The sequence below is a fragment of the Aeromonas enteropelogenes genome, assembly GCF_000819845.1.
Classification (GTDB): domain Bacteria; phylum Pseudomonadota; class Gammaproteobacteria; order Enterobacterales; family Aeromonadaceae; genus Aeromonas; species Aeromonas enteropelogenes.
On record NZ_CDCG01000018.1, the window covers coordinates 361,039 to 384,569 of the forward strand.

General features: G+C 52.7%; 27 protein-coding genes. 19 read left to right on the forward strand and 8 right to left on the reverse strand.

Annotated elements, in window-relative coordinates:
- Window positions 1–108 precede the first annotated feature (108 nt).
- From BN1123_RS21310 to BN1123_RS20850, 7 genes are all read left to right on the forward strand, one after another.
- Window positions 109–489: a hypothetical protein gene (locus BN1123_RS21310; RefSeq protein WP_156130444.1), complete on the forward strand. Its 381-nt coding sequence runs from the start codon at window positions 109–111 to the stop codon at window positions 487–489.
- A 72-nt stretch (window positions 490–561) separates the two neighbouring features.
- The gene (locus tag BN1123_RS21315) at window positions 562–951 is read left to right on the forward strand and encodes a hypothetical protein (RefSeq protein WP_156130446.1); all 390 of its coding nucleotides are present in this window, start codon (window positions 562–564) and stop codon (window positions 949–951) included.
- Between the two features lie 712 nt (window positions 952–1,663).
- Window positions 1,664–3,016: an AAA family ATPase gene (locus BN1123_RS08385; protein ID WP_042026383.1), complete on the forward strand. Its 1,353-nt coding sequence runs from the start codon at window positions 1,664–1,666 to the stop codon at window positions 3,014–3,016.
- A gap of 93 nt (window positions 3,017–3,109) precedes the next feature.
- On the forward strand, window positions 3,110–3,841 hold the full coding sequence (locus BN1123_RS08390; RefSeq protein ID WP_082037499.1) for a hypothetical protein: 732 nt from the start codon (window positions 3,110–3,112) through the stop codon (window positions 3,839–3,841).
- A gap of 149 nt (window positions 3,842–3,990) precedes the next feature.
- Window positions 3,991–4,518 (forward strand): hypothetical protein, encoded by a 528-nt coding sequence (locus BN1123_RS21320; protein ID WP_156130448.1) that lies wholly within the window; start codon window positions 3,991–3,993, stop codon window positions 4,516–4,518.
- A 425-nt stretch (window positions 4,519–4,943) separates the two neighbouring features.
- Complete coding sequence (locus BN1123_RS08395) at window positions 4,944–5,429, forward strand: hypothetical protein (RefSeq protein ID WP_197064480.1); 486 nt, start codon at window positions 4,944–4,946, stop codon at window positions 5,427–5,429.
- Between the two features lie 173 nt (window positions 5,430–5,602).
- Window positions 5,603–6,484 carry a DUF2971 domain-containing protein gene (locus BN1123_RS20850; RefSeq protein ID WP_082037501.1) on the forward strand — a complete coding sequence of 294 codons (882 nt, stop codon included), beginning with the start codon at window positions 5,603–5,605 and terminating at the stop codon, window positions 6,482–6,484.
- A 403-nt stretch (window positions 6,485–6,887) separates the two neighbouring features.
- Here the strand turns inward: BN1123_RS20850 and BN1123_RS21895 are convergent, their stop codons facing one another.
- The 5 genes from BN1123_RS21895 to BN1123_RS08425 all read right to left on the reverse strand — a co-directional run bounded on the left by BN1123_RS21895 (window position 6,888) and on the right by BN1123_RS08425 (window position 9,224).
- A complete protein-coding gene (locus BN1123_RS21895) occupies window positions 6,888–7,013 on the reverse strand; it encodes a hypothetical protein (protein WP_268746124.1) in 126 nt (41 codons plus the stop codon).
- A gap of 346 nt (window positions 7,014–7,359) precedes the next feature.
- Entirely contained in the window at window positions 7,360–8,175 is an 816-nt protein-coding gene (locus BN1123_RS21810; protein ID WP_052449251.1) for a hypothetical protein, read from the reverse strand.
- 197 nt (window positions 8,176–8,372) lie between these two features.
- Window positions 8,373–8,573 carry a hypothetical protein gene (locus BN1123_RS08415; RefSeq protein ID WP_042026385.1) on the reverse strand — a complete coding sequence of 67 codons (201 nt, stop codon included), beginning with the start codon at window positions 8,571–8,573 and terminating at the stop codon, window positions 8,373–8,375.
- Window positions 8,574–8,576: 3 nt separating this feature from the next.
- Window positions 8,577–8,975: a hypothetical protein gene (locus BN1123_RS08420; RefSeq protein ID WP_042026387.1), complete on the reverse strand. Its 399-nt coding sequence runs from the start codon at window positions 8,973–8,975 to the stop codon at window positions 8,577–8,579.
- A gap of 33 nt (window positions 8,976–9,008) precedes the next feature.
- Window positions 9,009–9,224 (reverse strand): Cro/CI family transcriptional regulator, encoded by a 216-nt coding sequence (locus tag BN1123_RS08425; RefSeq protein WP_042026388.1) that lies wholly within the window; start codon window positions 9,222–9,224, stop codon window positions 9,009–9,011.
- Between the two features lie 168 nt (window positions 9,225–9,392).
- Between BN1123_RS08425 and BN1123_RS08430 the strand changes: the two genes are divergently transcribed.
- A complete protein-coding gene (locus BN1123_RS08430) occupies window positions 9,393–9,968 on the forward strand; it encodes a helix-turn-helix domain-containing protein (RefSeq protein WP_042026389.1) in 576 nt (191 codons plus the stop codon).
- A gap of 398 nt (window positions 9,969–10,366) precedes the next feature.
- On the opposite strand, the gene BN1123_RS08435 is transcribed toward BN1123_RS08430, so the two are convergent.
- Window positions 10,367–10,606 (reverse strand): hypothetical protein, encoded by a 240-nt coding sequence (locus tag BN1123_RS08435; protein WP_156130450.1) that lies wholly within the window; start codon window positions 10,604–10,606, stop codon window positions 10,367–10,369.
- Between the two features lie 270 nt (window positions 10,607–10,876).
- On the opposite strand from BN1123_RS08435, the gene BN1123_RS08440 reads away from it, so the two are divergent.
- From BN1123_RS08440 to BN1123_RS08460, 5 genes are all read left to right on the forward strand, one after another.
- Window positions 10,877–11,068: a hypothetical protein gene (locus BN1123_RS08440; protein ID WP_042026393.1), complete on the forward strand. Its 192-nt coding sequence runs from the start codon at window positions 10,877–10,879 to the stop codon at window positions 11,066–11,068.
- Between the two features lie 2 nt (window positions 11,069–11,070).
- Window positions 11,071–11,436: a hypothetical protein gene (locus BN1123_RS08445; protein ID WP_042026395.1), complete on the forward strand. Its 366-nt coding sequence runs from the start codon at window positions 11,071–11,073 to the stop codon at window positions 11,434–11,436.
- On the forward strand, window positions 11,433–12,275 hold the full coding sequence (locus tag BN1123_RS08450) for a PD-(D/E)XK nuclease-like domain-containing protein (RefSeq protein WP_052449252.1): 843 nt from the start codon (window positions 11,433–11,435) through the stop codon (window positions 12,273–12,275). Before BN1123_RS08445 ends, BN1123_RS08450 begins: the two co-directional genes overlap by 4 nt.
- The gene (locus BN1123_RS08455; protein ID WP_042026397.1) at window positions 12,272–13,375 is read left to right on the forward strand and encodes a hypothetical protein; all 1,104 of its coding nucleotides are present in this window, start codon (window positions 12,272–12,274) and stop codon (window positions 13,373–13,375) included. The genes BN1123_RS08450 and BN1123_RS08455 overlap by 4 nt, the downstream gene beginning before the upstream one ends.
- Window positions 13,376–13,549: 174 nt before the next feature.
- A complete protein-coding gene (locus BN1123_RS08460) occupies window positions 13,550–14,131 on the forward strand; it encodes a hypothetical protein (RefSeq protein WP_042026399.1) in 582 nt (193 codons plus the stop codon).
- 233 nt (window positions 14,132–14,364) lie between these two features.
- On the opposite strand, the gene BN1123_RS08465 is transcribed toward BN1123_RS08460, so the two are convergent.
- Window positions 14,365–15,558, reverse strand: a complete 1,194-nt coding sequence (locus BN1123_RS08465) for a tyrosine-type recombinase/integrase (protein WP_042026400.1) — start codon at window positions 15,556–15,558, stop codon at window positions 14,365–14,367.
- 183 nt (window positions 15,559–15,741) lie between these two features.
- On the opposite strand from BN1123_RS08465, the gene sbcB reads away from it, so the two are divergent.
- Window positions 15,742–17,169: an exodeoxyribonuclease I gene (gene sbcB, locus BN1123_RS08470; RefSeq protein WP_042026401.1), complete on the forward strand. Its 1,428-nt coding sequence runs from the start codon at window positions 15,742–15,744 to the stop codon at window positions 17,167–17,169.
- 144 nt (window positions 17,170–17,313) lie between these two features.
- Entirely contained in the window at window positions 17,314–17,814 is a 501-nt protein-coding gene (locus BN1123_RS08475) for a hypothetical protein (RefSeq protein WP_042026405.1), read from the forward strand.
- 69 nt (window positions 17,815–17,883) lie between these two features.
- On the opposite strand, the gene BN1123_RS08480 is transcribed toward BN1123_RS08475, so the two are convergent.
- Window positions 17,884–19,593 carry a glycoside hydrolase family 36 protein gene (locus BN1123_RS08480; RefSeq protein WP_042026406.1) on the reverse strand — a complete coding sequence of 570 codons (1,710 nt, stop codon included), beginning with the start codon at window positions 19,591–19,593 and terminating at the stop codon, window positions 17,884–17,886.
- A 168-nt stretch (window positions 19,594–19,761) separates the two neighbouring features.
- On the opposite strand from BN1123_RS08480, the gene BN1123_RS08485 reads away from it, so the two are divergent.
- From BN1123_RS08485 to BN1123_RS08500, 4 genes are all read left to right on the forward strand, one after another.
- On the forward strand, window positions 19,762–20,118 hold the full coding sequence (locus BN1123_RS08485) for a CidA/LrgA family protein (RefSeq protein WP_026457331.1): 357 nt from the start codon (window positions 19,762–19,764) through the stop codon (window positions 20,116–20,118).
- Window positions 20,115–20,801, forward strand: coding sequence for an LrgB family protein (locus tag BN1123_RS08490; RefSeq protein ID WP_042026408.1), 687 nt, complete (start codon window positions 20,115–20,117; stop codon window positions 20,799–20,801). The genes BN1123_RS08485 and BN1123_RS08490 overlap by 4 nt, the downstream gene beginning before the upstream one ends.
- Window positions 20,802–20,976: 175 nt before the next feature.
- A complete protein-coding gene (cdd, locus tag BN1123_RS08495; RefSeq protein ID WP_042026409.1) occupies window positions 20,977–21,870 on the forward strand; it encodes a cytidine deaminase in 894 nt (297 codons plus the stop codon).
- Window positions 21,871–22,227: 357 nt separating this feature from the next.
- Entirely contained in the window at window positions 22,228–23,493 is a 1,266-nt protein-coding gene (locus tag BN1123_RS08500; RefSeq protein WP_042026411.1) for a D-amino acid dehydrogenase, read from the forward strand.
- Window positions 23,494–23,531 lie beyond the last annotated feature (38 nt).

The following is a 23,531-nucleotide window of genomic DNA, read 5'->3' on the forward strand; positions in this document are numbered from 1 at the left end:
GAATCAAGCCATCAGAAGATGAATTCACTATTGATAATAACATTGCTTGTTTGTTACGCTAGCCAACGCTTAGACATAGATTAAATTAATAATAGTTTGTGGGAAAAAATGAAAACTTCTGTTATTGCTTTGGGATTTATCTCTTGTGTCACCCTTTCCGGCTGTGCAGGCATCATTAATGGTACAAGTGACAATATTACGGTTCGTTCTGCCAACCCTGAAGCTACCTTGTATGTTGATGGGATGAAAATGGGTAAAGACACCGTCATGTTCTCACAGAAACGTGGTAAAAAAACCATTCTGGAAGCGAAGGCTCCAGACTGTTCAACTGGTGTAGCACATACGGACTGGAAGTTTGATGGCACTAGCCTGCTTGGTATTTTTATTGATTTCGGAATTTTATCTATCCCGATTGACTTTGCGACCGGTGGTGCAATGGCTCCAGAACAAACTATCTACACAGTTAATCCTATTTGCGCAGAAAGCTAAGCAGTTACCCTTCATTAAATGAATGAAGTGAGTGAGCTAATAGCGCTTTTTCTAAGCTAAAGGGATTATGAAGTGAAACAGATTCTTGTTGTAAATATATGCCAGACATATCCGACAGGTCGCCCCGTAGAGTATTGTGCGCGTTCCTCCTGGGAATTGGATGATTCAAAAGCCCCATTCATTGATACCATTGTTGCTGTTTTCGAAAACCAAGTTAGAGCTGTAATTAAGGGTTGCACACTTGTACCTGCCACACCGGAAGTTGTTGGTAAGTGGTGGGATGAAGGGTGCAATGGCAGATGGTATGCAGATGGTGGGACAGTATATGATGAAACCCAAGTGTTTACCGTGCGCAGTGAATGTCCGCAAGTATATGCTCCATTAGCAAGTGTTCAAGGGATCCGCTACCTGACCCAAGAACAATTTGACCAGCTCCCTAATGGGAACATAAAGCTGAAATAAATAAGGCCCCTTTGGGGCCTTATTGCGACGTAGGAAGGTGTGCAGATCGCTAAGATGCTAACGACACACTCATGGATAATCTGTTGCTTCACCTGTTCATCTGCAAACCGGGTCTCAGCCCCTTGTTCCTTGGCACTGGCCACAAACCTGATGCTCTGCATGGCCAGCATCAGCAAACGCTTCAAAACCATCTCCAATTGGTTCTCTTATGCATGCGTTCGCTTTTACCAGATGCCTTACTGATAAGAAACTAAACGTTAGATGAATTCTGATCTATCGCAAAAAAACCGTTCAAAATCACGAACTTTTCTAACAAACACCTCAACAAATTGAGCGCCAATTGGTATCATCCTCGTACGGTTCCTATGTCTCACACAGGGCCTTTCGGATGGTGAGCTTCAATACCGTCAGAAAACGGGTTAAAAGCAGCAATCTGGGGGCTGTAACTTAGGGGCGGTAGCTTTGCCTGATGGTATTGATAAGCGAGAGTTGCGCAAAAAGAGGCAGTCAAGCGAATACGCTGAGCGACCCGATGTGAGCTGGTAATATTATGATTTAATGATGATTTTTACTTGGCGGCGATGAAGATGTTACGGAGTTATATGGAATTCTCTGCTAACGGATTAGTACCGCCTTCTATCTAATCACTGTTAGGCTGCAGCCTTTTCCGTCTTCGCAATTATTTTTACACGAAATTGAAGGAATAACCACGATGAAAATTCGTCAGGTGAAATGGAAAGATCACCCAGTGCTAGGCAATCTTTTTCTGGACTTTGTAGATACAGCTTCTGGGCAGCCCTTTGGGACAATCATATTTGCTGGGGAGAATGGGGCGGGAAAATCAACAGTACTTGAAAATCTTAGTGCATTCCTGAATCTCGGATCTATTGATAAATTTGAATACATCGAATATGCAGTCGATGGAGATATCTACAAAGCCATTCCAACATCTGACGGAACAACCCATCCCAATTTTTTCGATATCATAAATCCTGACGGCACAACCCAGAAAATCCGCTCTGATAAAAACAACCAGCCAAATAAAACACGAGAGAACCGCCTCGACTTGAGGCATTACGGCTGCGTATTCTCGAAAGCCAGATCTGACTATAAAACTCAAAAGATTACTACAACTTCAGTTAGCGCGCTTGATACAGAAAAATACGATACTGATATCAATGATGATTTCACGTCATTAAAGCAGTTAATTGTTGATGTCGTGAATCAAGACAATGCCGACTATATGGAAACAAATAAGCAATTGGGCTCTGCGCCAAAATCATGGCCTGATTACTATCCGACGTCAAAGATCTACCGCTTTAAAAATTCCTTCGACACATTTTTCGAAGGGCTGACTTATGAAAAAGTGCATGACGACGCAGGTGAAAAGACCATAAAATTCACAAAGAATGGGGTCTCCATTCCAATAGACAAACTAAGTACCGGAGAGAAGCAGATTGTCTTTCGAGGAATATTTCTTCTTAAGAATAGCGGAGTTCTTGAAAACGCTGCCATAATGATCGATGAGCCAGAGCTCAGCATGCACCCTAAATGGCAAGAAAAGATATTGCAATACTATACAGGGTTGTTCACGAATGTTAGCGGCGTGCAGAAAGCGCAGTTGTTTTTTGCGACCCACTCTGATCATGTACTGAAAAATGCTCTCGCCGACCAAACGAAAAACCTTGTAATCGTTCTGGAACGTGATGGCGGCAACATCAACACAAGAAAGATTGATTCGCCATCAGTTTTGCCTAGTATTACCAGCGCAGAAACAAACTATCTTGCATTCGATCTAATCTCAAATGACTATCACATAGAGCTCTATGGCTGGCTGCAAGACAAGGAGTCAAGAAATTCCGTGAAGGCTTGTGATGATTTCATCATTACACAACCACACTACAATCCAGCCATTCATGCTAAGCCATCGAACTTCAAGACTACCAACTATAGCTCGCTGCCTACATACATAAGAAACGCCATTCATCATCCGGATTCCGGGAACTCCTTCACTCGGGCCGAGCTCCGGACATCCATCGAGTTGTTAATTGAGCTATGTAAATAAAGAGCTAGCAGGCAGCCTAACAATTCGTTCCAAGCGACTGGCTTCGCCAGCGCCTGAACTCAAACGTTAGCTTTAATGAAGAAATAATTAACAATGATGAAAATAAAACAAATTGCAGTAGATAAGCTCTCTAACACCATGAGAATGTATGGTGAAGCTAGGTTTAACTTTGAACGAATAAAGTTAATAGATAAAGAAGAAGCAATTAACAACCTAGACCGCGCTTTTGAATCAAAGCTAGAGGCATTTCATAGTTTATACGATGTCACTAAATCAGATTTTAATTACTTTGAACACGCCGATACGGCACTGTTAATACTTATTCGTAATGCAATCCATCATAGAGATCATGACCTATTTATTAGTTGGAATAAGGAAATGTTACTTAATGGTGGCCTAGAAAGAAACAATGGCGCGGAATTTCTACTTGTCAGTAATAGGGTCTGTGATAGACCACCAGTTATGCAATATTACTACAAGTTAGAGGATGTTTTGTTTCGTCTTGATAAAAGCTTAGGCTCTCCTTTCCTAGAAAACAGAATGAAACCTGATCAAAAAGATGACTTACTCAGGAAACTAGATGAGCAACTCAAATTTAACGATATCATAGATTATGCGAAATCTGAGCGATACCCAATCAAGCAGATCTACTTAAATTTTATTCCTATTTTTACCTCTGCAGTTGTTAAGGTTTTCACTGAACTGAAATCTAAAGGTCTTCAGTTTGAGGGTTATGATGCAAAGGTATATGAAGAGCCATTTACAAATGAGCTTAGTGTTGATTATGCAGTAATTGATTACCATCCAGTCAGAATTTGGGTTTAAAGCTAACAAAACATTTAAGAGTGATTCCCAACGCATGGCATTTTTCATTTCATCGTCGGGTTTTGTTTTTACGGTGGTAAGGTTGGGTTTCGTAGTAGCGTGCTCCACCTTAATGCGGCGTTATATGACTAATCGAAGTCGAGGTAAAATTGGAAAACTTAAAAATATTCATCGAAAACTGGAGAGATCTAGTAAGCATCCTTGCAGTTGTTGTAGCAACTCTTTCATCGGTTGCTTCATTTAAGTCTGCATCTTCAGCTGCAAAATCAGCAAATCTTGCAGAGTCACAACAAAAGCTAATTTTGGTTCAGTCAATATCGAGTTCATTGCAGGCAATTTGTCACGGTGTAAATATTGCGAAAGAAACTAAAAAGTCCCTAGATTTTGCTTATTCAGAGTTAGCGGTATGGACTGGACAGGTTGGTGGTAGCAGGGTGCACCTTGCAAATAGTCAAACAGATAAAAGGGTGTCTGACTTATATCCTTTGAAAAATATTGCACTTGAGAAACTGTCTCAGATAACTAGTTTCCCTACACTCCCAATGATTGAGCTAATATCCGAACAAGTTAACTATGAAGCTTTTAACATGAGCGTGGCGGAAGCAAACATGCTATTAAACCAAGAGCTTAGTGAGGTAATGCAAACAATATCAAATTACCGAAATAAAGCCACATAACAAACGCTTCAAAAAGGACAGCCAACGCGTGGCATTTTTACTATGCGTTGCGTTAGTTGTTTAAGGTAGTATGAAGTGGCATTGGCATTGGTATTGCGTTGCTTACACCTTAACAGAGTGTTATTTGTCATTCGATACTTTTATAAGTTGTGCGATGGGCTTATCGTATAGCAAAAAATAAAGGCTGTTAACATATGAAGTTTGGTATATCCCAAGACTGATGTGATGATTTACTTGAATATCCAATCAATCAAGTTAAATCTCTTTTGTATCGTGAAGCTAGTAATGTTAGACATTATGAAAACTTAAAGTTTCTAATGAATTGCTATAAAACACAGCACGAAGCAGAACAGGTTTTGTCTTTATACTATCAAGGGAAACTACTGCCTTTGCCACCGATACACTTACAATTGGGTGGATTAAGTATGAGTGACCCGTACTTAATTGCTTGTGGTACAACAAATTTTGACGTGTTCAGCATTTACATGATGAACTTATGCTCCCTCCTTGGTATTCAGAAGTTCCTCAATCAGGGGAATGAATACGGTGACATCAAGGAGCACGCACAAGAAGTAAAAGAGCTCATATTCAACGAACGCAGTGAGTGGCTACCCAAGCCTGTTAAATTATGGCGAAACAAATTGGCAGCTCACTATGCAGCGGCAGATCCTCAGAAAAATGATAATGTGCTCACTTTAATGGATTCATTGTCGGCTGTGCCACAGTACAGGTTTCCTCGTTATACTGTAGCTTCAATGAATATTGTAGTTGACGGTAAAACCTCGCAATTGCAAGAGTGGTCTGTGACTCGTGTATATGATGATCTTACCGACAAGCTATCTTTGCAACCGTTAGTCCCGCTTATTAACACTCGTTTAGTTGGGCCAAATGGCAAAAAAATCCTTTGCTAACTAGCTCATAGGAATAATGACAAATAACAAGCTGTTCAAGAGAAATTCTTGCCGCGTGGCATTTTTGGCATGCGGTTAGTCTTGGTGGTGAAAATAGTCTGTGGAAGATTGGTTTAGGCGGCTCCCTCCCTAACTCGGCGTTAGCATACAAGCGTAATAATTTTGGAGTAAATGTGGCCATTTATAAATATGTGTCTTTCTCGAATTTGAAATATCTACTAGATGGAACGATTCGCTTTACTCAGCCTAAAGCGTTTAATGATCCGTTTGAACTACTGCCAGAAATATTCTTAACAGATGTCATAAATGGCTTCTCTATTGATGTTACTGCTCCAAAAAGATCAAGTGAGCCAGCAAAACTCAAGGATTCTTTCGAATCAGAACATTGTAATGACATAGTAGCTAGAGATGTTTTGAATATTTTAAATGATTTAATTGGCATTCTGTGCCTATCTCGAAACCCAAGCTCTCTTCTGATGTGGTCACACTATGCTGATGAATATAAGGGAGCTGTTGTGGAGTTCGATGAAAACCACGATTTTTTCACTGGTTTATTCCCTGTATGCTATGAATCAAATAGACCCAAAATAGACTTCAATCTACTGGAAGATGAGTCTGGGCATATTAGGTTATCTGAACTTTGCTACAAGCCTAAAGAATGGGAGTATGAAAATGAGTTTAGAATTGCAAGAAATTTAAGTGATTGTAAGAAAAATGGACATTTCAATGGTTTTGATGTTCATGTCATGGATGTTCCTCTTGAATGTATTAAAAGGATTACTATGGGTGAGAGAATGCCATTGGAAAATCAAAGGTATGTATTCGGTAAAACGTACAACACTAATATTTCATTGGCGTTGGCAGCTGTTTCAAACTGGGGCTATACTTTTAGATCTGAACCAATAAAGTTCGATCGTCCAATTTCAGAGTTATCGCCTATGATTTCACCAAGAACTGCGCACCTTTTTAAAGACTTAAATAGTGAATTTGGTGAAATGGCTAGGTGGATGATTGCCAATCACCCAATGTCTGAACTCGTAAACAAAACGCTGTAAATTGTATGCTAACAAAGCATTTAAGAGTGATTCCCAACGCTTCGCATTTTCAGTTTGAATCAGCTTTAGTGTTTACGGCACAATAATTTAAGTTAGGTGGCTGCATTGTTCACACCTTAACGCGGCGTTACATCGGCTTCTTTTCCAAGCTACACACCGCCTCCCGGATCTTCTGCGCATTGCAGCCCTCAAGCAGTCTCCCCTAGGCAGAGCCCAGCCATCACGGGAATAACGCCTGTGCCAAGCACACTCATCCTGCCGCCTAAGAGACTCACTCCAACGTTGCTTCCCCCAAAACCTACCTTCACCTCTCAACACATTCACTGGCGTGCTCCTCAGCCGTCCGGCCTCCTCAGCCACTTGCTCAGGCATCATATCGATAAGCAGCCAGTGCCCTGCCCCCCTATAGCCTCCCAGTGATGGTGTAACCACGCTGGCGGCGGTCGGTAACTATCCTGTCTAGCTCGGCCTGTACCGCGTCGCTCGTCACATCACCGTCACGCTGCAGCACGATTACGGTTGCCTCCATCTTGCACGCCGCTATGGAGAACTCAAGCTCGCGCGGCTTTGCCCGAGCAGCAGGAGGCAAACGGCGCAGTAGCTCTACCCTCACCTCCGCTGGCCGCGGCGCATACTGTCGAGCGGCATCCTCCCCAAACTGCAGCACCGCCTCGCGGATTTGCTGTGCGTTGAACCCCTTGAGCATACCTCCCCAAGCCATTGCGATACCACGAGCATTGCTCTCAAGTTGGTTAGCACTGGCTGGCCATAAACCAGCCATCAACGGGAATAGCTCGTCAGCCAAGAACATGGACATCCTGTCACTTACCAATCCTCCATCACGTAGCTCCAACGTTTGATCGTGAGCTTCTTGGTCAGAGTGGCGTGTTGTCGTCATAGCCCCCTCTCCCAGACTCTCTGAGTTTGTGAGCCGCTTTCTGGGCCACCTGCAGGCTATCTAGTGGCTTTCGCTGCACTGCAATCCTAAACGAACTGACTGCTCGACGAACCCAGTTTCGCCAGGTCTTCTCCCAGTCCAGCTTGACGGCCTTGGCGCCGGGCAATGATTGCCAATAATCCGCAAACGTCGCGGCCTCGATGAGGATCCGCTCTCGTGGTAGTCCTATTTCTTGAGCTGCCCACCTCCCCCACTCTGCTGGCAAGAACCAATCATTCGGCAAGCGGGTACCTCGTCGCGACGTTTCGCTTGCTGACTTTTTTTCACCTTGGGGGGATAAAGGGAGATCTTGGATCTCTGTAGTAATCTCTGTAGTAGTCTCTGTAATAGATAGCTGGTTTCCAGCAGTACTGATTGCTGCTTTCCCCCGAACCTGTTTGCTAGATTTCCGCATACTAGGTTGCAAGAAATCACATGCATTCATGACAGCTTCAAGTGTTACCAGATCGATGCAGAAATACAGCTGTGCAGGTAGACCCACCCGCTTTTCTTTCAATACACCGAGCTTGCGTAACGCCTTGCGTGCCCCTTCTTGTTCGTATCGAGTTAAGCCCGTCTCTTCCTCCCAGTCAGCCTGGGTTTTATAGAACCAAGAACAGCCATCTTCATGCACTTTGCAGCGCTTAGCCCAATAGATAGCCTGAGACAGAAATAGAGCAGCAGTGACTGAACCGGTGATGGCTACAAATGGGCGATGAAAGGCGATTGGCCGATCAAGAAAATTGATGTTCATTCTTGCCCCCCACCTCTCTCCATTGTCTCAAAACACCCCGTAGCGTTCACATAGTCATTCATAACGCCACACCGTGGGCAGTGATTGGCATGAAGGGAGGTGGCCTCAAGGGCCTTGGGTTCGATAGTCATGGTCTGGGTCCTATGTTCTGTATCTTTGCGCCCGGTGGTCAGTCGGGCAGATAGTTAGGTACTGGGCTATTTCGCTATGGCGTCCTCTTTGCGTGCGAGCAGCTCTTGTGAAAGTCTCAGGGCGTGTCGATTTGTACCAAGTGCATGAGCGGTTGGGATCAGTGCAGTGTCCAGTTCAAGCGCCAGTTCATGGATCACCGCTTTCAAGATGATGTTGTCCCGCTCGCTTACATGTTTGGCAGCATGACGATTTTTGTTTTTGGACATGGTTTATCTCCCTAGAACGAAATCGATCAAATCAGTAAGCAGTTGTACCGGCTTCCTACCGCGTTCCTGGTCATATACAGCCTCGTCAACGGCAGTGAACGTCAGCAATCCGTGCTCAGGAAGCCCCTCCCCCTTCAAAATCTCTTCGAGGGTTACTGGCGGATAACCTTGTGCGCTCAGGCTCATGTTGGCCCTTTTAACGGCCCTCCTCAGGATCTGGGGTTTATGTTGTGATATCGAGTTGAGCATGAGGAGCAATGCAGCCCGAGCGAAGGAGGTTTCGGTCATCTGAAGCTCAGCACCGACCTCACGCCACATATATCGATGAGCGGGTGTGCCGCGCATTTTCAGCGCAGGGATCACGTCCAGCTTGGCGTGATCAGGTAATGCGGATCGTCCCATAACGCAGGTCCTCACGATGGAGCAGACCGGTGGTTAGGCAGCCTGTTGAGTGGTATGGGGGTGCTCTTTGTTCAGGGGATAGTCCTCAAGACCAAGGCGCAATTCACCATTGCTGGCAATGACGAAAGCCACGGCATGCTGAGCCGGGATCACGTCCCCCCACTTCACGGCAAGGCTGCGAGAGATACCGATCGCTTTCATTGCGCGAGCCATGTTGCCGAAGTATTTAACCACTTCATGCTTCTTCATATGTCGGCTCCTAAGTATGTTATTTCGCCAATCGTTCATCATCGTAACCATTTGCCAGCTAGTAATCAACAACCAACGTGTACGATTAAGAACTTAAAATTTGTTCACAATCGATAACTTGAAGCGAGTGACATGAAACCTTCATTTAATGAGCGAGTTAGAGCCAGAATGGAAGCTCAAGGGCTTAGTGTTTCCGAAATCGCTAGAAGGGCGGGCATATCCAAGTCTCTAGTATCGAACCTTCTGAGTAATCCTCTGAAAGATGTCCGTGTCTCGACGCTATTCGGATTAGCTAAAGCTCTGTCTGTAGACCCTATAGAGTTGTATACCGGGCGCTCATCCGTTGAGGTGGTGAGTGATCTGGTTAATAGCGTCTACAGAATACCGGTACTTAACATTGATGAAGTACTGCAAAACCCAACCGACTCACTTCCGCTAGTCACCACGGATAGAATGCTGCTTACCGAAACACCTGGTGCTCTGATTGGTGTTGAGGCCCCTAACGACCAACTTGCTAAGCAAGGAATCCTAAAAGGGGATGTTTGTGTGATCGATCTGGGGGTTAACACAATAGAGCCGGATGCAGTCATGTTGCTCCAACTGACTCGTGCAAACCAAGCCAAGTTACTAAGAGCTATACCTGCAATCGAAGGCTGGGCCTTTGGGGTTGATGATGAACGCCTGCCTGTTATTGCAGCAAGAGATGTCATTGTGCTTGGTAGGATGATAGAGCGCCGAGGTTAAGCATCGTTCTGCAATAGACACCAAAAGCCCTGCTATATAGCAGGGCTTTTTTATTCGAAAAAATTCACGAAAGTGTATTGATTCATTGTTATCGATCGATAACAATGAATTCCGTAAACCATCGAGAACACACTGTTCTCATTAGTTCGTTGTTAGACCACTAACTCAGGACCCGCCCCTGACCAAGGCATGCGCCCGACCAGCGCGGCGCGTAAGAACGACAAAGCCCGCACAAGGCGGGCTTTGAAGGACCGGGGAATTACCCCCAGTCTGATTGCTGGGAGACCACCCAGCACTCAGGACCCGACCAGCTAATGCCAGACGGAATTAGCGAGGACCTACTCGCTAACGGGAGTAAATGTAACATGAGCAAGTGCATTTTTTCCAGGGCCGCAAAACTAGCCGACCACCTTCTGTGGCTCATCAATGACCATCTCAGCGGTAACAAAAGCCGCCGTTATACCCTCCATCTCCGCGCCGGTGAGATCGCGAATGAAGTTCGTCGCCGGCGCTGGGTCCATAACCATGCCAAAGCAAGCCAACGTCTGGGCCAGGTCCCTTATGGCCATCGCCTGATGTTGAATTTGCGAGCCCGGTACTTCCGCCTTGTCACCTGACATCTCGGTACCAGTACGCACCAGATAGCGTCCTCGCCATAGCCTCATATCCCTGTTCCGTAAGGACGCTTTGACTTCTCTCTACACGCCAAATGCGTCTGCTTTTGCTCTTTAACAACCAGGATTGGGCTGTCACCGAACGAAATCTGCTTGCCTGGCAGATCCCCGCTAACCCGTTCGATCCGGAATGTGGGGCTGGAAGGTGACGGGGTGCTGGCTTACGGGCCGGTCCCCCAACGAGGCTCTACTAACAATCAGGCCTCCTTGGAATAACCACCACAGGACCCGACCATGAAACGATTCACCGAAGCCCAAGTTATGGGCTTTCGCGGCTCAATGCCGCCCCGCACGAAATACCGTGACTGCATCAACGTCGAGCTTGACGCAGAAGCACGAAAGGTCGCTCGACTACGTACCGACACTCGCCGCGCTATTGAGGAATATCACGACCAACGCGCCCGTCGGCTTGAAATGGAGCTATAGCCATGACCCCTGAACATATCCTACTTGCCATGCTTGAAAGCAAAGAGGCACAAGCGAACGCCAAGGCTGAATGGATTGCCGAATGGTGTGATGCCAACCTGCCGCTGTTGCTAACTGAAGAGCTCGATACGGACCCGGCAACCCTGCTGGGGGAACTCAACGCAGACCACCATTGCCAGTTCAACGAAGCTATCTGTCTGCTGATGCGCGACGACGATCCCGTACCGCTAAAGCAGTTTATCAAAGAGGTTCTGTACGATGGTCTGGCCAACCTCGCCAAGAAGCTCTGGAGCTACCACCTCGCCGAGCTGGAGAACGCAATGAGTGCCGAGCAGTTTGAGAGGTATCAGCAGAGGGACGCCGCATGAACGTCACCGTCGATACCAGCCAAGCCTTACCGCGAGGCTTGGTGCTGGGGCTGGACATCGAGGAGTACCACGCTGGTCCAGGTGTCAGCAAATCACAGCTGGACGACATTGCCGAGAGTCCGGCCACCTACATCTGGCGCAAGAGCGCGCCTGTCGATAACGAGAAGCTCAAGGCGCTGGATATGGGGACCGCCCTGCACTGCCTGCTGCTGGAACCCGATGCGTTCAAGGAGCGCTTTATCATCGCCCCAGAATTCAACCGCCGCACCAACGCTGGCAAAGCAGAAGAGGCCGAGTTTCTGGCCAGCTGCGCCGAGCTGGGCAAGACAGTGATGGATGCCGAAGAGGGGCGCAAGCTGCAGCTGATGCGAGACAGCGTGATGGCACACCCTGACGCCCGCTGGATACTGGAGCAGGAGGGCGTCTATGAAAGTTCGCTCTACTGGATTGACCCTGACACCGAAGAACTGTGCCGCTGCCGGCCAGACAAGAAGCTCAGAAACGTCCCCATCTTGGCTGATGTGAAGAAGGTCGACGACATGGCCCGTTTCGAGCGCCACGTCGAAGAGTTTCGCTACCACGTCCAGGATGCCATGTATTCGGATGGATTCCACGAAATATACGGTGAATGGCCGGACTTCATCTTTATCGCAGTCAGCTCATCCATTGAGTGCGGCCGCTACCCAGTACGGGTTCGCCCGCTGGAGCAAGAGTGGAAAGAGTCTGGCCAAGACCTCTACCGCCGTGACCTGCGCAAATTCCACGAGTGCCGCGTCAACAATGACTGGCACGACCTGATACCACTTATTCGCCCGGCATGGGCAAGGAGAGCTGCATGAACCAAACCATTTCAAACCCCTTTGGCGTCCAGGACCAACGGCAAGAACGAGGGCTGGTTGCCATTGAACAGCAACGTGTGATCCAGGAAGTCCAAGCCGCGATGGTGATCGCCAAGAAGTTTCCACGCAATCCCGTAGAAGCGACAGACCGGATCCTGCAGGCCTGTTCACGGCCAACACTTGCTGAAGGAGCCCTCTATACCTACAACCGTGGTGGCTCTGAAGTTACCGGCCCAAGCATCAGGCTGGCAGAGGCATTGGCTCAGGCGTGGGGGAATATACAGTTCGGTGTCCGCGAGCTGGAACAACGTCAAGGGGAATCAGTCGTTGAGGCTTTCGCCTGGGATGTGGAAACCAATACCAAACAACTGAAAATCTTTACCGTGCCACACGTTCGCCCTGGTGCTAACAGGCAGAAGCCGTTGGATGAACCACGAGATATCTACGAAGTGGTGGCAAGCAATGGTGCCCGCCGCTTACGGGCATGCATTCTCGGGGTCATCCCTGGGGACGTGATAGAAGCAGCTCAGCGTCAGTGTGAGGTAACGCTCAACACTTATGCAGATACCAGCCCTGAATCCATCAAGCGGATGCTGGACATATTCAGTGACGAGTTCGGCGTCACGTCTGAACAGATCCAGGCATATCTGGGACGACGAGCGGATGCCATGCTCCCGGCCCAGTACGTCCAGATGCGTAAGATTTATGCGTCCTTGCGCGATGGTATGAGCAAACCGAGCGATTGGTTTAAGTCAAAGAGGGAGAATCCTGAGCCAGAGACCAGTATCGCCCTGGCCGCGATGCGTGGAGAAAATAAGCACGTGAAGGCAGAGGGAGAACAAGTTGAGCCCGAAGCCCCATCACAAAAGGCCGCTAGCCCAGAACAACAGGCCAATGAGCAAGAGGACAATGTAGTAGACCACTCAGGTGCCTACGCCGACCACTGTGCAGCCATTGAAGCGGCGGCTTCGGAAGAAGATTGGAAGCTGGCCTACAACAACGCCTGGCAGTGGGCCTGCGAAACCGGCAACCAAGAGATTGCTGACGGCATCATACATGTGGCTGGTGAGCGCAAAGCCCAACTACAAGCCACCAAATAACCGCGTTCCGATAAATCGCTGGCCAGCCGGCGTCTCAGATAGTCCCCCTCTCCCCCAGCCCCTCAATGCAGTGGCAGAACTGCAAGCCAGCCCCTGTCAAGGGCGCACACGAGTGCTCACAAATCATCCACTGCTGGAACCACAGATTTTGTGGATAACTGCAAGGACCTACATATGCACACCAATACCGTGACCCTGACCCCAGATAACTTCGCCCAGGCCAAAGCCGCCATCCTCTATGCGCTCTCTGAAAAGATGGAGCCAACCTTTACTTGGCATGGTCAACATATAGGCATGACACATGGAAAAACCTACAGTTTTGTCGGTTTTGACAAAGATGGTGATCTGCAATTCAAAAACAATGACAACACCATCTGCTATGCCAGCTCAAGCAACTGCAGCAAGGGTTGGTTTGAACTGAATATCACCCCGGAAAAGCTGGCCGAGTATAGTCAGCGACAAATGGCGCAAGCGATCACAAACCTACAGCAGCTGAAACGTACTTTTGAGATCGAACATGCTTTAGCCGCTGGCGATGTGATCCAGTGGAAACCACGCATGCGGGATCGCCCTTTCCCTGAATATGGAGCGCCGGTGATCGTGCTCGAGACAATTAGCCCTCCGCGTCAAACAAGCGATGAGTACTGCTCATCCGATGCCCCCACCAAATATGACCTGGTGGTGGGCATCATTATGGATGGTGTCTTTCGTCACTACTACGCGGACAGTCGCCGTTTCGAACGGGTTCCGCAGTGATACAGGCCTATGGCAATGAACAGGACGGCAACCACTTCATCTGCTGGTCAGCAAAACAACGAGCTGCCATTCAAAGATTCACCGGAGGATTTATGTTAGAACCCATTGAAAAAATTGAGCAGAAAGAACTGCTCGTGATGCTGGGAAAAGGCAGGACCGCACTTTACCACCTGCGCCATAAAGACCCGACCTTCCCCAAGCCTATCGACCACCAGCCACTGCGCTGGATCAAGTCACACATAATGACCTGGATTGACAGCCATAGCCGGGCCCAGACCCACTCCTAACTCACGCTGGAGGACTGACCACCACAACTCATACGCAGTGCGTTGGTCCTCCAACCAGTCATGCTTGTTGTATACCGACATTACACCGAGCAGCGCGTGACCCAGCATCACTTCGGTGATATGCGGTGTAACGCCCAGTTCCGACAACCTAGTGGACAGGGTGCGCCGGGCATCGTGGATCCGCCAATGCGGGATCCCGAGCGTGCTACGCAACCGGCTCACCAGCCTATTACAAGAGTGGATCTCCAGCGGCCCATTCCCCTTCCCTTGCCCAGGGAACAGATAGACCGGATCCACAGATGCTATCGCAGCCCGTTCAAACAGTTGCTGACCCACCGACGTGATGGGGCGACGGATTGGTTTGCCGGTCTTGCTGATCTCGGCCGGGACCGTCCAGACCATGGACTCGAAATCCAGGTCTTGACGCTTGAGTGTTCTGGCCTCTGACAGCCGGCAGCCATAGACCAGACACAACAGATGGATCACTTTATTGCCGGTACCTGCCCGGCTGGCCTCAATGGCACGCCAGATCTTGGCAACCTCGGCAACCGTCAACACACGATGTCCAGTTTTGGCTGGCGCCCCGACATCGCGAGCTCGTAGGCTCATCATGTTGGGCATATTGATCGTACCCCGGCGGATGTGCCAGTTGAAACAAGCCTTCAATCCCGTGATCACCGCACGGGTCACCCCTGGTGCCCGCTCGCTGATGGCATCGAAATAGGTCAGCCACATGTCCATGGTGATCTGATTGAGCGGCTTATCTGGCAAGCGGTTCTTCACTGACGAGAAGGTATATCGGTAGTTCTTCTGAGTGCCTTCACGGCACTCCCGCATCACATACTTCTCAAACCACACTTCAAACAATGCGGCAGGGGTAGGTTCTTCGCTAGCTACGACACTTTGCTTGGGACCGGCCTTGAGTTCAGCAGCCTTTATCCTGGCCTCCCGAAGCGACACTGCTGGGTAGCGGCCTATGGTCGACCGAACTTGCTTCCTATCCCGCATATGGCGCACTTGGAAGGTAATTAGTCCTTTGGGTGACACCCTGACACCCAAGCCATCGCCGTCAGTGACTTCGCTCTGGCCCGTGTATGGTTTACCATTGATGCCTCGCAGCCAGCTGTCTGAAAGTGCCATCGTTCACCCAATAAAATTTTGTACTCACAAAATATCATATTTTGTACTTAATACTGTACTAAATAGTTCGCGAACGACTCTATACGGCGGTGAACGATGAAAGAATTATCGAGTGCTCAGATATGACTGAACACACCATAAAAGACCATAAAATCAAACGCCTAGGCGATAAATACTAATCAAATGAGCACATCTACTAACCAAGGCGTACAGCCCACCTTTTACTTTCACGATTACGAGACCTTCGGCATCAGCCCTGCCAAGGACAGACCGGCGCAGTTTGCCGGCATTCGCACCGATGCGGATTTCAACCTCATCGGCGAGCCGCTGGTCATCTATTGCAAGCCGCCAGCGGACTATCTGCCGCAACCAGAGGCCTGTCTGGTGACCGGCATCACGCCGCAAAAGGCGATGAAGGATGGGCTGTGCGAGGCGGACTTCATCCGCCAGATCCACGAGCAGTTTGCCACCCCGGGCACCTGCGTGCTGGGTTACAACAGCATCCGCTTCGATGACGAGGTGACCCGCTACACCCTCTATCGCAACTTCTACGACCCCTATGCCTACGCCTGGCAGAACGGCAACTCCCGCTGGGACATCCTCGACATGCTGCGGGCCTGCTACGCCCTGCGCCCGGAGGGGATCGAGTGGGCCTTTGACGAAGAGGGCAAGCCGAGTTTCCGACTCGAAAAGCTGACGGTGGCCAACGGCGTGGCCCACGCCAACGCTCACGACGCGCTCTCAGACGTCCTGGCCACCATAGAGATGGCCAAGCTGGTTAAAAAAGCCCAGCCCAAACTGTTTGGTTATCTCTTTGATCTGCGCAACAAAAACAAGGTCAAGGCGCTCATTGACGTGGTGACCATGAAGCCGCTGGTCCATGTCTCCGGCATGTTCTCCCCCTGGCAGGGTTGCGTGAGCTGGGTGTCGCCGCTCGCCTGGCACCCCACTAACCAGAACGCGGTGATCATGGTGGATCTCACCCGTGACCCCACCCCGCTCATCGAACTCTCCAGCGAGGAGATCAGAGAGCGGCTCTACACCAAAAAAGAGGAGCTGGGGGATCTGGCCGGCATTCCGGTCAAGCTGGTGCACATCAACAAGTGCCCGGTGCTGGCGCCGGCCGCCACCCTGACGGCAGAGCGCGCCGACGAGTTGGGCATCGATCGGGAGCAGTGCCGCAAGAGCCTGGATCTGCTGCGCGCCCACCCCGAGGTGCGGGAAAAGCTGGTGGAGGTGTTCAATCAGGAATTTGCCGGCAGCAACGAGAGCGACCCCGATACCCAGCTCTACGCCGGTTTCTTCGGCCATGGCGACAAATCCACCATGGATCTGGTACGCGCCACTCCGCCGGATCTGCTGGGTGAGCGGGAGTTCGCCTTCAGCGATGCCCGCCTGCCGGAGATGCTGTTCCGCTACCGCGCCCGCAACTGGCCCCATACCTTGAGCGAAGCGGAACAGAAGCGCTGGCGTCTGCACTGCAGCGACTACTTCAGCCATCATCTGCCTGATTACGCCCCTCGCCTCGAAGCGCTGGCAGAACAAAATCAGGGTAACGAACGGAACTTTACGATTCTCAAGAGTCTCTATCGCTATCTGGAAGAGTTATGAGTTGTGAGTGATTTCACATAAATCTCCCCCACGGTTCCCCTTCATCGCGCAATAATGACGAAGGGGAATTTTCCTCAAGTACCAATATCTTGTGAACGTCTCGCCATGATGGCGGGGCACGGTCAACCGGATACCTGTCTGCCTATGCCTTCTTTGCGCGCGCTGTCTGGATTACTGGCTCTGCTGCCCCTGTTTGCCCAGGGCGCCTATCGCTTCGAGATGCCGGACTATCTTGCCCGACTGCCGGAGCAGACCTATCAAATCGTGGCCCACAGCTTCAACACCCTCTACGAGCAAACCGATTTTACCCCCCAGATCACCAACAGCTACTTCAACGACTCCCCCCTCTACAAGTTTGTCGGGGTACCGCTGGCCATCAGCGCTCACTCGGGCTTCCAGCTGGAGGTGTTCGGGCAGGCCTACAACCGCGCCTCCCAGGCCTATGTGCACCTGAGCGAGGACATGTCCCTCTATCGGGTGATGCGGGTGGATTTGATCGGCAACCCCAACGATCAGCTGGCCATCGGCTTTGGTCTCGGCGTGCCATTAAGTTCGCAACTGACCCTCAAGGCCATCGTCTCCAACAACGATATCCCTGGCTATGGCTCCGCCAATTACGCCGTCGGCTTTGAGTGGCACTACTGACCCCATTGCAAACCTCATAAACAAATCAGGCTCCTCACGGAGCCTGATTTGTTTGTCACTGCCTCTTGATCAGGGGTAGCGGATCACCCGCCCCTCTCCCCCTTGCAGGGTGAGTGAAGTGCCGACCGGCTGCTTATCCCAAAAATCCACCCCGCCTTCTGGCAGCAAAAATTCCTGGGGCAGCGCCTCCCAGTTGAACAGGCAGAGCAGGGTCTCGCCACCTGGCAGGCTCACCTCGCCGCAGGCAAAGTCCATCGCCTCGAAACGGGCGGAAGGGGCGCGGGCTGCACACAGGGCCAGCAACCGCTTGAGCTGGGCCCCCTGCGCCTCGTCAAGATCCTGCAGCCTGTCTCCCGCCAGCATCATGCCGCCGCTTGCCACCAGCGCCGCCAGATGGAAGTGGTAATCGGTGGCGCTGGCCTGTTGACTCGGCAGATCCCGCAGGCAAATGCAGTCGGGATCCAGCGCCCACAGCCGGTCGTTTTGCCAGGCACGGCAAAACGCCTCGCGGGCGATCTGGCGAAAACGCGGGCCGTGGCGCTCCACGTCATCGCTCACCCGCATGCCGTGCACCAGCCCCAGGCTCGGCCAGATGGGGGCGTTGCAGCCGAGCAGGAAGGCCCCCTCGCCCGCCCCGCGCAAGATGGCGGCCATGCCGCACCGATAGGCTTCAACCCGGGTGGCGGACGGGTCGTGGAACTGGCCGCCGTGAATGGCGCCCCAGAAGTTCGCATCGAGCTTGAAGTAGTGGATGCCCCACTGCTCGCGCAGGGTGCGAAACACCCGTTCGAAATGGGCCTGCACCTCGGGGTGGGTGCCGTCCAGCACATACCAGGGAGTGCAACGCCAGCCGCCGTAGGTGACCCGTTCGGAAGGCAGCGGCAAGCCGTCCTCTCCTTTCACGAACCAATCGGGATGCTCCATAAAGACTTGCGAGGTGGGCTCGGCGATAAAGGGGGCGACCCAGAGGGCGGGCTCGCAGCCGGCGGCGCGGATCTCTGCGGCCAGCGCCGCTACCCCTTGTTCGAATTTCGCGGAAGGGGTGAGCCAGTCTCCCATTTTGGCCTGATAGCCATCGTCTATCTGCACGTAGCGCAGGGCCGGGAAGCGCTCGGCGCGCACCGCCAGGTTCTCGCGAATGTCGGCGGCGCTCACATCGCTGTAGTAGTGATACCAGGAGCACCAGCCGCTGGGGCGCGTGGTGACCTGGCCGATCAGCGATCCATGCTCAGCCTCGATCAGATTCGCCAGCTCGGCCAGCAGATCCTCACGCTCCGGCCCTTCCAGGCAGATCAGCGCCTCGCTCTGCCAGTGCTGGCCGGCAGGCAGCAGACGATCCTCGCTGTTCATCAGGATCTGCAGGCGACCATCGGGATAGAGGCGAAACTCGCCGCCAAAGCGGTGGCAGCTGGCAAAGGCGAGCAGCAGCCAGCCCTTGCCGTGCTCTACCAGCAGCAGGTTGTGCACAGTGTGAAAACCTTCGTCATCGGTGATGCGATAGACGCTGGCATCGGGGCAACGCCCCACCGGCTGCGGCGATTGCCAGCTGCCCATGGTCTGGGCCAGCATCTGGAACCCCTCCCCATAGACGGGCGCATCAGGCGAGAGGCCGAGCTTGCCGTCAAACAGCACCCAACGCCCCACCGGGGTATCGTCACACCCCGTGTTGTCGAGGCGCACCCGGCACAGGGGGCCATCCCATTGGCGGGTTTGCAACAAGTTCGCGGGCAGATCATTATCGGTCGCCAGCTGGCGGATACGGGACAAGAGGGATGTCATCACTACTCCTTGTAGTTCGAAAAGGGTTCTATCAGACAATTTTCAAAAACGAAACTTCAATTAAATCAGCTTCAAATGAACTGATTTCAGCTGTTATTGTTTTAATGCCGCGACCCGGCCTCTCTGGTAAACTGCGCTTTTCTTCACAGTTATCAGGAAGGGGCTCACGTGATCGCGCAACGTGCCTTGCTATACCTTCGTGACTTTATGGTCATCGTCGCCTGCCTGCTGGCAGGCAAAACCGTGGCAGCCATCCTGCCCTTCGCCTTCCCCGGCAGCATCATCGGCATGCTGCTGCTGTTCGTGCTGCTCTCGCTGCAACTGGTGAAGTTGCAGTGGGTCGAGCTCGGTGCCGGTCTGCTGCTGCGCCATATGGGGGTCCTGTTCGTGCCGGTGGCCGTGGGCCTGGTGGCCTGGCTGGAACCCCTGCGCCAATCCCTTGGCCTCATCATGCTCTGCATCGTGGTGGGCATAGTGCTGATCCTCGGCACCGTTGGGCACCTTTACCAGAGGATGAACAAATGATCTTCTGGCTCTCCATTCCCCTAACCCTGGCACTCTATTTTGCCACCCGGGCGCTCCATCGCCGTCTGCCCTGGCCCATCATCAATCCGGTGCTGGTGCCCACCACCGTCATCATCGGTCTGCTGCTCTGGCTTGACCTGCCCCTTGAGCAGTACGAAAGCGGCACCCGCCCCATCACGGCGCTGCTGGAGCCCGCCGTGGTGGCGCTGGCCCTGCCGCTCTATCAGCAGGCACGCCAGATCCGGGCCAGGCTCAAGCCCATCCTAGTCTGCACCCTAGCCTCGGTATTGATCTCGGTATGCACTACCTTGCTGATCGGTCATTTTATGGGCGCCGACCCGGCACTACTTGCGTCCCTGATCACAAAATCCATCACCACGCCACTGGCCATGAGCGTGAGCCAGTCCCTCGGCGGCATTCCCGCCATCGCCGCCGCCGTGGTGGTGGTGGTCGGGATCATCGGTGCCCTGATTGGTTATCCGCTGCTCAAGCTGATGCGGGTCACCGACCCCGAGGCCCAGGGGCTGGCTGTGGGCGCCTGTGCCCACGCCATCGGCACCGCCACCTCCGCCGAACAGGGCATAGTCCAGGGGGCCTTCTCGTCGCTCGCCATGGTGGTGTGCGGCATTCTCACCGCTGCCGTCGCGCCACTCCTGTTCACCTTCTATCACTGGCTGAGCTAAGCCTTCATCAGGCGGGCCTGCGGGCCCGCCCGTGCGACCTGCCGCACAATTTGCACAAGACAAACGTTTCCATTACTATCCCGCTCCGTTTGCCCGTCAGGGCGTGAGCAAGCTCACACAATTCACCGAGCTTGCTCCCTACAATGGCCCCCCAATTGGCCTTTGAGGACACACTATGCATCCCCGTTTTGCCAAGCCACTCGATACCCTGCCCGCCCCGCTCAAAGCGGCGCTGCTGCCCATGCTCGACCCTGCCGACGGCAGTGCGTTCAATGCCCGTTTTACCCCGGATCAGGTCGCTACCCTGAAAGCCGCCAGCGGCCTTGATGATCGCGCCATGCGCCTGGTTCTGCTGCCACTGGCCGCCGCCTGCTCGGTCGCCCCCATCTCCAAGTTTTTTGTCGGTGCCATCGCCTGCGGCCTGAGCGGCACCTGGTATTTCGGCGCCAACATGGAGTTCGCAGGCCAGGGGCTGTTCCACTCGGTGCACGCCGAGCAGTCCGCCATCTCCAACGCCTGGCTGGGTGGCGAGACCGGGATCAGCGAGATCACTGTCAACTACACCCCCTGCGGCCACTGCCGCCAGTTCATGAACGAGCTGAGCACCGCCAAGACCCTGCAGGTTTCCCTGCCCGATGATCTCAGTGCCCTGCAATCCTTCCTGCCCCACTCCTTCGGGCCGGCGGATCTCGACATCACAGATGCCCTGATGAGCCCGCAGTCCCACGACGAGCTGGCCCTAGAGAGTGAAGATCCCCTCTGGCAGGCCGCTCTGGCCGCCGCTCGCCAAAGCTATGCGCCCTACAGCCAGGGTTATGCCGCGGTGGCGCTGCAATTTGCCGATGGCCGCCTCTTCTGTGGTCGCTACGCCGAGAACGCCGCCTTCAACCCCAGCCTGCCGCCGATGCAGATGGCCTGCGCCCATGCGGTGCTGAACGGTGCGGATCTCGCCACCATCCGTCGCGCCGTGCTGCTGGAGAGCAAAAACGGCCAGATCAGCCAGCGCGACGCCGCCCAGTCCACCCTCAAGGCACTGGGATCGGTCGAGCTGGAGTACCTGGCTGTCTAACCGGCCACTTTGCCTCTCTATCGCCAAGGCCCCCGCATCCAGGATGCGGGGGCCTTTTTTATCTGGATCCGCCCTCTTTGATACTCAACGAACTCCGTTGCTCCTCATGCCCGGAGTTCAACTTAATTGCCGCCACGGCGGGTGCTGCACGCCTGTTCCGGCCACTTGCAAGTGACGCCATGCAAAGGCGCCTAACCTGTCGCACTAAATGCCAGAAAACCAATCATCAACAACATTGAAAACCAGTTAAATAAATGTAAATAGATATTTATACCAATTATATCTTACCCAGTTGAATATACTGTGGCGGCTGATTAAGGTGGGGGCCTTATCAAGGCATCAGTCAAGGAAAGACGTATGGAGATAGTGGTACTCGGGGGTGGCGTCATTGGTGTAACCAGCGCCTGGTATCTGGCAAAAGCGGGCCATCAGGTGACCCTGCTGGAGCGGCGAGAGGGGGTGGCGCTTGAAACCAGCCACGCCAATGCCGGCCAGATCTCCCCCGGTTACGCTGCCCCCTGGGCGGCCCCCGGCATTCCCCTCAAGGCGGCCAAATGGATGCTGCAAAAGCATGCACCCTTCACGGTGCGCCCCACCGCCGACCCTTTCCAGCTGCGCTGGATGCTGAAGATGCTGGCCAACTGCACCCCGGCGGCCTATGCCACCAACAAGGGGCGCATGGTGCGCCTGGCCGAGTACAGCCGCGATTGCATGAAGGTGCTGCGCGATGAACTGGCCCTCGACTACGAGGGGCGCCAGCTCGGCACCCTGCAACTGTTTCGAAGCCAGGCCCAGCTGGATGCCAGCAAGCGCGATATCGAGGTGCTGGAAGAGTACGGTGTCCCCTACCTGTCGCTGGATGACAGCGGCTGCGAAGAGGCCGAACCGGCCCTGGCACGGGTGCGCGGCAAGATAGTGGGCGGCCTGCGCCTGCCTGGCGACGAGACCGGCGACTGCTTCCGCTTTACCAAAGCGCTGGCGCTGGAAGCGCAGAAACTCGGGGTCAAATTCGTCTTCAACTGCGACATCGACGAGATTGAGGTCGCCCATGGCCGCGCCGTGGCAGTGCGGGCGGGCGAACAGCGCTACCGTGCCGATGCCATCGTCTGCGCCCTTGGCAGCTACGGCACCGGCTTCCTGCGTCCGCTGCTGCGCCCGCTCGGGCTGGAGCTGCCGGTCTATCCGGTCAAGGGCTACTCCCTCACCCTGCCGATGACCAATCCGGATGCGGCCCCCCGCAGCACAGTGCTGGATGAAACCTACAAGGTGGCCATCACCCGTTTTGACGAGCGGATCCGGGTCGGCGGCATGGCGGAGCTTTCGGGCTACAACCTGGTGCTCAACCCCAAACGCCATGACACCCTGGCCATGGTGGTGGGGGATCTCTTCCCCGAAGGGGGGGACATCAGCCGCGCCGAGTTCTGGACCGGGTTGCGCCCCATGACGCCGGATGGCACCCCGCTGGTGGGCCCAAGCCCCATCCCCGGGCTCTGGCTCAACACGGGCCACGGCACCCTGGGCTGGACCATGGCGGCAGGTTCTGGCCAACTGCTCTGCGATCTGATTAGCGGCAGCGCAACCGCCATCAGCGACGAAGGGCTGACCCTGGCTCGCTACGCCTGAGTCGCTCCAGGCTCCATCGGCAGGCCACCTTATGCAGG

What these genes read in the sequence shown, in the direction of transcription:
- BN1123_RS21310 (WP_156130444.1), top strand. Translation starts at nt 109, where the DNA reads ATGAAAACTTCTGTTATTGCTTTGGGATTTATCTCTTGTGTCACCCTT.
- BN1123_RS08385 (WP_042026383.1), top strand. Translation starts at nt 1,664, where the DNA reads ATGAAAATTCGTCAGGTGAAATGGAAAGATCACCCAGTGCTAGGCAAT.
- BN1123_RS08390 (WP_082037499.1), top strand. Translation starts at nt 3,110, where the DNA reads ATGATGAAAATAAAACAAATTGCAGTAGATAAGCTCTCTAACACCATG.
- BN1123_RS08395 (WP_197064480.1), top strand. Translation starts at nt 4,944, where the DNA reads ATGAGTGACCCGTACTTAATTGCTTGTGGTACAACAAATTTTGACGTG.
- BN1123_RS21895 (WP_268746124.1), bottom strand. Translation starts at nt 7,013, where the DNA reads ATGGAGGCAACCGTAATCGTGCTGCAGCGTGACGGTGATGTGACGAGC.
- BN1123_RS21810 (WP_052449251.1), bottom strand. Translation starts at nt 8,175, where the DNA reads ATGAACATCAATTTTCTTGATCGGCCAATCGCCTTTCATCGCCCATTT.
- BN1123_RS08415 (WP_042026385.1), bottom strand. Translation starts at nt 8,573, where the DNA reads ATGTCCAAAAACAAAAATCGTCATGCTGCCAAACATGTAAGCGAGCGG.
- BN1123_RS08420 (WP_042026387.1), bottom strand. Translation starts at nt 8,975, where the DNA reads ATGGGACGATCCGCATTACCTGATCACGCCAAGCTGGACGTGATCCCT.
- BN1123_RS08425 (WP_042026388.1), bottom strand. Translation starts at nt 9,224, where the DNA reads ATGAAGAAGCATGAAGTGGTTAAATACTTCGGCAACATGGCTCGCGCA.
- BN1123_RS08430 (WP_042026389.1), top strand. Translation starts at nt 9,393, where the DNA reads ATGGAAGCTCAAGGGCTTAGTGTTTCCGAAATCGCTAGAAGGGCGGGC.
- BN1123_RS08440 (WP_042026393.1), top strand. Translation starts at nt 10,877, where the DNA reads ATGAAACGATTCACCGAAGCCCAAGTTATGGGCTTTCGCGGCTCAATG.
- BN1123_RS08445 (WP_042026395.1), top strand. Translation starts at nt 11,071, where the DNA reads ATGACCCCTGAACATATCCTACTTGCCATGCTTGAAAGCAAAGAGGCA.
- BN1123_RS08450 (WP_052449252.1), top strand. Translation starts at nt 11,433, where the DNA reads ATGAACGTCACCGTCGATACCAGCCAAGCCTTACCGCGAGGCTTGGTG.
- BN1123_RS08455 (WP_042026397.1), top strand. Translation starts at nt 12,272, where the DNA reads ATGAACCAAACCATTTCAAACCCCTTTGGCGTCCAGGACCAACGGCAA.
- BN1123_RS08460 (WP_042026399.1), top strand. Translation starts at nt 13,550, where the DNA reads ATGCACACCAATACCGTGACCCTGACCCCAGATAACTTCGCCCAGGCC.
- BN1123_RS08465 (WP_042026400.1), bottom strand. Translation starts at nt 15,558, where the DNA reads ATGGCACTTTCAGACAGCTGGCTGCGAGGCATCAATGGTAAACCATAC.
- sbcB (WP_042026401.1), top strand. Translation starts at nt 15,742, where the DNA reads ATGAGCACATCTACTAACCAAGGCGTACAGCCCACCTTTTACTTTCAC.
- BN1123_RS08475 (WP_042026405.1), top strand. Translation starts at nt 17,314, where the DNA reads ATGCCTTCTTTGCGCGCGCTGTCTGGATTACTGGCTCTGCTGCCCCTG.
- BN1123_RS08480 (WP_042026406.1), bottom strand. Translation starts at nt 19,593, where the DNA reads ATGACATCCCTCTTGTCCCGTATCCGCCAGCTGGCGACCGATAATGAT.
- BN1123_RS08490 (WP_042026408.1), top strand. Translation starts at nt 20,115, where the DNA reads ATGATCTTCTGGCTCTCCATTCCCCTAACCCTGGCACTCTATTTTGCC.
- cdd (WP_042026409.1), top strand. Translation starts at nt 20,977, where the DNA reads ATGCATCCCCGTTTTGCCAAGCCACTCGATACCCTGCCCGCCCCGCTC.
- BN1123_RS08500 (WP_042026411.1), top strand. Translation starts at nt 22,228, where the DNA reads ATGGAGATAGTGGTACTCGGGGGTGGCGTCATTGGTGTAACCAGCGCC.